4 protein-coding genes and 1 pseudogene are annotated in these 4,113 nt (G+C 72.6%); all 5 read left to right on the top strand.

Annotated elements, in window-relative coordinates:
* Positions 1-325 (top strand): annotated as a pseudogene (locus GTW67_RS26120) (hypothetical protein); the annotation flags it as partial.
* Between the two features lie 145 nt (positions 326-470).
* On the top strand, positions 471-1,385 hold the full coding sequence (locus GTW67_RS26115) for an ABC transporter ATP-binding protein (protein ID WP_161167236.1): 915 nt from the start codon (positions 471-473) through the stop codon (positions 1,383-1,385).
* Positions 1,382-2,122: an ABC transporter permease gene (locus GTW67_RS26110; RefSeq protein ID WP_161167235.1), complete on the top strand. Its 741-nt coding sequence runs from the start codon at positions 1,382-1,384 to the stop codon at positions 2,120-2,122. Before GTW67_RS26115 ends, GTW67_RS26110 begins: the two co-directional genes overlap by 4 nt.
* The gene (locus tag GTW67_RS26105; protein ID WP_161167234.1) at positions 2,119-3,285 is read left to right on the top strand and encodes a histidine kinase; all 1,167 of its coding nucleotides are present in this window, start codon (positions 2,119-2,121) and stop codon (positions 3,283-3,285) included. The genes GTW67_RS26110 and GTW67_RS26105 overlap by 4 nt, the downstream gene beginning before the upstream one ends.
* Positions 3,282-3,896 carry a response regulator transcription factor gene (locus GTW67_RS26100; protein WP_161167233.1) on the top strand — a complete coding sequence of 205 codons (615 nt, stop codon included), beginning with the start codon at positions 3,282-3,284 and terminating at the stop codon, positions 3,894-3,896. Before GTW67_RS26105 ends, GTW67_RS26100 begins: the two co-directional genes overlap by 4 nt.
* Positions 3,897-4,113 lie beyond the last annotated feature (217 nt).

The raw sequence follows: 4,113 nt of genomic DNA, 5'->3' as shown, positions 1-4,113 counted from the left end.
TGACCGGATGATGAAGGAGTTCGCCGAGCCCGCGATGTCCGGCCTGGTCACGGTCCGGACCGACGCCGCGCACACGGTCTCCTTCAGCCCCGCCAAGTCGCTGTGGAAGTTCCTCGCCGTCAAGCCGCAGAACGGCAAACTGGTCGAGTACTACGACCAGGCCGCCCTGAAGGAGCTGTACGGCGACACCTTCGACGGCGTGCTCATCACCCGCGCCACCGGCCAGAAGACCCCGGTCACCGTCCAGGACGTGATCGGCGCCCTGCGCCCGGCGCTGAAGAGCACCACCAACCGCGTCGCGGTCATCGACACCGACCCCAGCTGACGCGCGCCCGCACGACGAGGGGGGCATCCGGCAGACGCCGGGTGCCCCCTCGCCGTACCCGGGGCGAGGGCCGGCGCCGTATGACATCTGTCATCCGGCACTCGGGACCGCCGACACTGCCGCGCACCCTGCCGCGGCGGCCACGATGACTGTCATGACGACAGAGGTGGTCGGGTTCGACCAGGTGACCAAGAACTACGGCGACGTCCGCGCCGTCGACGGACTGACACTCACCCTGCGCCCCGGGGAGACCGTGGCCCTGCTGGGCCCGAACGGGGCCGGCAAGTCGACCACGCTCGACCTGCTGCTCGGCCTCAAGCAGCCCGACACCGGCACCGTCCGGGTCTTCGGCACCGGCCCGCGCGAGGCCATCGTCGCCGGGCGCGTGGGCGCGATGCTCCAGAGCGGCGGGCTGATGGACGAGATCACCGTCGCCGAACTGGTCCGGCTCGCCTGCGCCCTCCACCCCCGGGCCTACCCGGCCGCCGACGTCCTGGCCCGGGCCGGCCTCACGAAGATCGCCGACCGCAAGGTCGACAAGCTCTCCGGCGGTCAGGCCCAGCGCGTCCGCTTCGCCCTCGCCACCGCAGGCGACAGCGACCTGATCGTCCTGGACGAGCCCACCACCGGCATGGACGTCTCCGCCCGCCAGGCCTTCTGGGCCACCATGCGCGCCCAGGCCGACCAGGGCCGCACGGTCCTGTTCGCCACGCACTACCTGGAGGAGGCCGACGCCATCGCCGACCGCGTGCTCGTCCTGCACCGCGGACGGCTCCTCGCCGACGGCACCGCCGCCGAGATCAAGGCCAGGGCCGGCGCCCGCCGGATCTCCTTCGACCTCGACGGCGCGATCGACGAACAGCCGCTGCGCGCCCTGCCGTTCCTGACGTCCCTCACCGTGTCCGGACAGACCGTCCGCATCCAGTCCTCCGACGCCGACGCCACCGTCCACGCCGCGTACGGCCTCGGCCTCTACCCCCGCAACCTCGAAGTCGCCGGCCTCGGACTCGAGCAGGCCTTCGTCGCCATCACCGCCGCCGAGGAGGCCAAGCAGCCGTGAACAGCCTGATCAAGCTGGAACTCACCCGCGCCCTGCGCAACCGCAAGTTCCTGTTCTTCTCGGTGATCTACCCCTCGGCCCTGTTCCTGCTCATCGCGGGCAGCGCCGACGCCACCACCGAGGTCGACGGCACCGGCCTGACCCTGCCGACCTTCTTCATGGTCTCCATGGCCTCCTTCGGCGCCCTGACCGCCGTACTGATGGGCAACAGCGAACGCATCGCCAAGGAGCGCGAGAGCGGCTGGGTACGGCAGTTGCGGCTCACCACGCTCCCGGGCCGCGGCTACGTCCTCGCCAAGACCGCGAGCGCCGCCGTCGTCAGCCTGCCCTCCATCGTCATCGTCTTCCTGGTCGCCGCCGTCGTGAAGGACGTACGCCTGGACGCCTGGCAGTGGCTCGCCCTGACCGGCGCGATCTGGGCGGGCAGCCTGGTCTTCGCCGCGCTCGGCGTCGCCATCGGCTACCTGGCGACCGGGGACGCGGTCCGCCCCATCACGATGATCGTGTACTTCGGCCTGTCCATGCTCGGCGGCCTGTGGATGCCCACGACCACCTTCCCCGGCTGGCTCCAGGACATCGCCGAATGGCTGCCCACGCACGCGTACGCTGCCCTGGGGCAGGCGATCGAACAGAGTCACGCCCCGCACGCACAGGATCTCGCCATTCTCGCCGTGTCGTTCGTCCTCTTCACGGGCGGTGCGGCGTGGCTGTACCGGAAGGACACGCTGAAGGCGTGAGCGGCGTCGGCATCGGGCAACGCCCGGAGAACCGCAGGCAGAAGGCCGTCAAGGTCATGTGGACGGCCATCTGGCTGGCCTACCTGGGCGCCCCCGTCAGCGACCTGCTGCACGGCGGCCACTCCGTGGGCGTCCAGGTCCTCGGCTGGCTCGGCCTCGTCGTCTTCGTGGTCTGGTACATGCTCCTGCTCTTCCGCACCGGCCGCGGCGACCGCACCGGCTTCGTGCTGGGCTCCCTCGCCGTCCTCGCGGCCCAGTCCACGGTCCTCGCCCTCACCCTGGGCCGCGAGTGGCTCGTCCTCTTCGTCTACGTGGCGATCGCCTCCGGGGCCGCCCTGCCGCTGCGGCTGGCCCGCTGGACGATCCCGGGCGCCTCGGCGCTGCTCACCGCACTCGCGCTCGTGGTGCCGGGCGGCACCTCCTTCATCGCCGGCCTGCTGCTCCCGGCGCTGCTGGGCGGCTTCGCGATGACCGGCGTACGCGAGCTGATCCGGACGACGATCGCGCTGCGCGAGGCCCGCGCCACCGTCGCCCACCTCGCCGCCAACGAGGAGCGGCTGCGGCTCGCCCGCGACCTGCACGACCTGCTCGGCCACTCGCTGTCCCTGATCACGCTGAAGAGCGAACTGGCCGGCCGCATGCTCCCCGGCCACCCGGACAAGGCCGCCCAGCAGGTCGCCGACATCGAGCAGGTCAGCCGCCAGGCCCTCGTCGACGTCCGCGAGGCCGTCACCGGCTACCGGCGCGCCCGCCTGACCGCCGAACTCGCCGGGGCCCAGGTGGCGTTGACGGCAGCCGGGGTGGTCCCGGAGCTGCCCGCCGAACCCGATCTCACCGGGGTACCGGAGGAGTCCGAGTCGGCCCTCGCCTGGGCCCTGCGCGAGGCGGTCACCAACGTCGTACGGCACAGCGGCGCCCGGCGCTGCACGGTGGAGCTGCTGACGCGCCACACCCTCGACGGGCACGTCCTCGAACTGTCGGTGGAGGACAACGGCTCCGGCGGCCGCGGCCCCGCGAGCGCCCCCGGCAACGGTCTGACCGGGCTCTCCGAGCGGCTGGAGAAGGCGGGCGGCGAGCTGGAGGCCGGCCGGACCCGGCACGGATTCCGGCTGGTCGCCCGCGTGCCGGCCGGCGCCGTCGCGGACGTAGGATCCGGGGCATGAGCCGCACGATCAAGGTCCTGCTGGCGGAGGACCAGGCGATGGTCCGCGAGGCACTGGCCGCCCTGCTCGGCCTGGAGGAGGACATCGAGGTCGTCGCCCAGGTGGCGCGCGGCGACGAGGTACTGGAGGCCGCCCGCGCGCACGGCGTGGACGTGGCGCTGATGGACATCGAGATGCCGGGCGCGACCGGCATCGAGGCGGCGGCCCTGCTGCACCGCGAGCTCCCGGCGGTGAAGCTGATCGTCCTCACCACCTTCGGCCGGCCCGGCTATCTGCGCAGCGCCATGGAGTCGGGCGCGGACGCGTTCCTGGTCAAGGACGCCCCGGCGGCCCAACTGGCCCAGGCCGTACGGAAGGTCCTGGCGGGGGAGCGGGTCATCGACCCCACCCTGGCGGCAGCGGCCCTCGCGGAGGGCGCGAACCCCCTCACCGACCGCGAGCGCGAGATCCTGCGCGCGGCGTCGGACGGCTCCACGAACGCGGAACTCGCCAAGACCCTCCACCTCTCCCAGGGCACGGTCCGCAACTACCTCTCCACAGCCATCCAAAAACTAACGGCCCGCAACAGAGCGGAAGCGGTCCGCATAGCCCGAGAAAAAGGCTGGCTGTAGCCACCCCCAGCCCACCTAGCCTGCGGGCAGCCGCCCAGCCCGCTCAGCCTGCGGGCAGTCGTGCCGGCCGGCCCACCCAGCCTGCTGAGCCTGCGGGCAGTCGTGCCGCTGGGGCGGCACGGGTGGGCGCAGGCGGCACCCCGCAACGCCGGGCCGCGCACCCACCCGCCCCGCACGGCACCGACGGCACCCCGCAATGCCGGACAGCGCACCCACA

It is taken from the genome of Streptomyces sp. SID5910, from assembly GCF_009862125.1.
GTDB lineage: Bacteria > Actinomycetota > Actinomycetes > Streptomycetales > Streptomycetaceae > Streptomyces.
Note: the sequence above shows the minus strand (reverse complement) of the source record. Positions and strands in the feature narration are given on the sequence as shown.

What these genes read in the sequence shown, in the direction of transcription:
- GTW67_RS26115 (WP_161167236.1), top strand. Translation starts at nt 471, where the DNA reads ATGACTGTCATGACGACAGAGGTGGTCGGGTTCGACCAGGTGACCAAG.
- GTW67_RS26100 (WP_161167233.1), top strand. Translation starts at nt 3,282, where the DNA reads ATGAGCCGCACGATCAAGGTCCTGCTGGCGGAGGACCAGGCGATGGTC.